Raw genomic sequence first — 2724 nt, 5'->3', positions numbered from 1 at the left:
GGTTAAAGCCACTGTTACCGCCAGCTCGGACACTTTGGCGGAAATGGACTTGGAATCAACCCATGACCACCGCGAACCTCAAGGCTTTTCCGGCAAAACCGATAAAAACGGCGTGGTCAATGTGATTACTCTGATTGACGGTTTGTGGAAAATCAAAGTGGTGAACGAGACCGATTACAGCGATAAAAGCGTATGTCAGAAAGACAATACTTACGCAACGCTGATTGTGCCTGTCGGTACCAAACGCGCGGCTGCACGCCATGCCCACCATCATCAACATTAACAACCATTAAAAAAAGGCCGTCTGAACTTTCAGACGGCCTTCATTTATTCTAATTCATAACCCAAATTTCTAAAAAAACGGGATAATGTTTCCAACTCATCACCATTTAATTGGGCAAAACGGACACGGTTGCAGCCAGTCAAGACTACATTGCCCATCCAGTGCGCCCCAAAGACGTGCTCTAAAGGGACATTCCTCATTCGATTGATAAACGGTACTTCTGAAGAAAATTGTGTAGCAATATTCGGAGGCGCGAATTTCAGACCCAAGTCCTGCAATCTATAACGGTGTTGCGCCGTCAAAAACATATCCTCGTGGTGCAGCCGCACCAGCCATTCCATACCGGCCATTTTTCCGTCTTTCGGCGGCAAAGGCGGCCGGATTTCTACATTTAGGCCCAGTTGCCGAGGCATGGTTAAAAGCCGCTTGCTGCGCAGGCTGAAACCGCCGTTCTGCGGCTCGTCCAAATTCGGGGAAGTCTGAATCAGATGCTGTTTGGCCAAATATTGGTCGGTCCCCTTCAGGAAAAACTGCCCGTCGGCTTCTGTTTCCAACAAAATCGGCAAAGGTGCGCCGATGTAGTCATATTCCCGATAGGCATCCTGCCAGTTTTGACCATTCAACACCCAGCCGTCATTCTGAACAATCAAACAATAATCGGTTTCGATGTAATACATCAGTTGGTACAAAACAAACAGATTGTATTCCAGATAACCGAATGGCCGGCAAGGCTGATGCAGGATATTCTCCGGCAAACCTTGCGGACGGCTCGGGCTGATCAGCAATCCACGGCTTCCGGGCAATTCGGCGCAGCTACGGGCAACGGCGTACATCGTGCCCTCGGTATAAGAATCTGCGCCGGTAATACCCACCACGGTAATGTCAGCAAAACTCATTATATGTTTCTCCTGTTTCAGACGGCCTTTGTGTTGTTTACGACACCTTGTTGCAGATATCTTTCAAACGGTACAAGGCATCCAAGGCTTCGCGCGGCGTAAGGTTGTCGGGCTGGATTTGCGCCAACGCTTCGGCCAACTCATCGGTCTGGGCATGGCAAACCGGTTCAATTTCCTGTTCTTCCTCACCCACTCTATTTTCAGACGGCATGGCGCTGAAAATGTCCAACTGCGGACGGTTGGCGGCGGCTTGGGCTTCAAGTTCGTCCAGATGTTTTTGGGCGGCTTTGAGGGCGCGGTTGGGCAGGCCGGCGAGTTTGGCGACGGCGATGCCGTAGCTTTTGCTGGCGGGGCCGGGCTCGATGTGGTGGAGGAAGACGATGTCTTGTCCTTGTTCGAGCGCGGAAAGGTGCATATTGACTGCCGTTGCGTAGGCTTCGGGCAGGCGGGTCAGCTCGAAATAGTGGGTGGCGAATAGGCTGAAGGATTTGTTTTTTTGCAGCAGGTGTTCGGCGATGGCGTGCGCGAGGGCGAGGCCGTCAAAAGTCGACGTGCCGCGACCGACTTCGTCCATGAGGACGAGGGATTGGTCGGTGGCGTGGTGGAGGATGTAGGCGGTTTCGCTCATTTCGACCATGAAGGTGGAGCGGTTGGAAGCTAGGTCGTCGGATGCACCGATGCGGGTGAAGATTTGGTCGATGGGTCCGATTTGGGCTGAATCGGCAGGCACGAAGCTGCCGGTGTGCGCCATGAGGACGATGTGGGCGACTTGACGCATGTAGGTGGATTTGCCGCCCATGTTGGGGCCGGTCAGGAGCATGAGGCGGTGTTTGTGGTCGAGGCGGGTGTGGTTGGCGGTGAAGTGGCGCACTTGTTGCTCGACGACGGGATGGCGGCCGTTTTCGATATGGATGACGGGGTAGTCGGCGAACTCGGGGCAGACGAAGCCGCGTTCGGCGGCAATCGCGGCAAACGTAGAAAGTACGTCGAGGGCAGCAGCGGCTTTGGCGGCTTTTTGAAGCTGCGGCAAGGCCGTCTGAACTTCTTTCAGTAAGGCTTCAAACAGGCGTTTTTCCAATGCCAATGCTTGCTCTTGCGCGGTCAGAACTTTGTCTTCGAAGGTTTTGAGTTCGGGGGTGATGAAGCGTTCGGCGTTTTTGAGGGTCTGGCGGCGTTGGTAGTCGGCAGGGGCTTGTTCGGCCTGGACCTTGGATAGCTCGATGTAGAAGCCGTGGACGCGGTTGAACTCGACTTTGAGGGTGGAGAGACCGGTGCGTTCGCGTTCGCGCGCTTCGAGGTCGAGCAGGAATTCGTCGCCGTGGTTTTGGATGTGGCGCAACTCGTCGAGTTCTGCCGAATAGCCTTGGTTGATGACGCCACCGTCTTTGAGCCAGACGGCGGGTTCGGGCATCACGGCGGCTTTGAGGGCTTCGGCGACGGGCAAGGTTTCGGGGAAAACGGCTTTGAGGGTTTCTAAGAGACTGCTGCCCTCGGCGGACAGTTCGATTTCATTCAGGGCAAACAGGCTGTCGCGCAGGGCGGCGA

The 2724-nt window shown here is 54.5% G+C and carries 2 protein-coding genes and 1 pseudogene; 1 reads left to right on the top strand and 2 read right to left on the bottom strand.

The features are described from left to right. Positions 1–283, top strand: a pseudogene (locus ACTHUM_RS11275) (DUF4198 domain-containing protein); the annotation flags it as partial. Between the two features lie 44 nt (positions 284–327). On the opposite strand, the gene ACTHUM_RS11270 reads toward ACTHUM_RS11275, so the two are convergent. Continuing rightward, positions 328–1179 (bottom strand): DUF5672 family protein, encoded by an 852-nt coding sequence (locus ACTHUM_RS11270; protein WP_314460632.1) that lies wholly within the window; start codon positions 1177–1179, stop codon positions 328–330. A gap of 37 nt (positions 1180–1216) precedes the next feature. Continuing rightward, the coding region (gene mutS / locus ACTHUM_RS11265; RefSeq protein WP_440402908.1) for a DNA mismatch repair protein MutS at positions 1217–2724 on the bottom strand (1508 nt) is incomplete at its 5' end.

This window comes from Neisseria sp. P0021.S006 (assembly GCF_051956895.1).
Note: the sequence above shows the minus strand (reverse complement) of the source record. Positions and strands in the feature narration are given on the sequence as shown.

Bases quoted from the DNA above. Each gene is read 5' to 3' on its own strand.
- ACTHUM_RS11270 (WP_314460632.1), bottom strand. From the start codon at position 1,179: ATGAGTTTTGCTGACATTACCGTGGTGGGTATTACCGGCGCAGATTCT.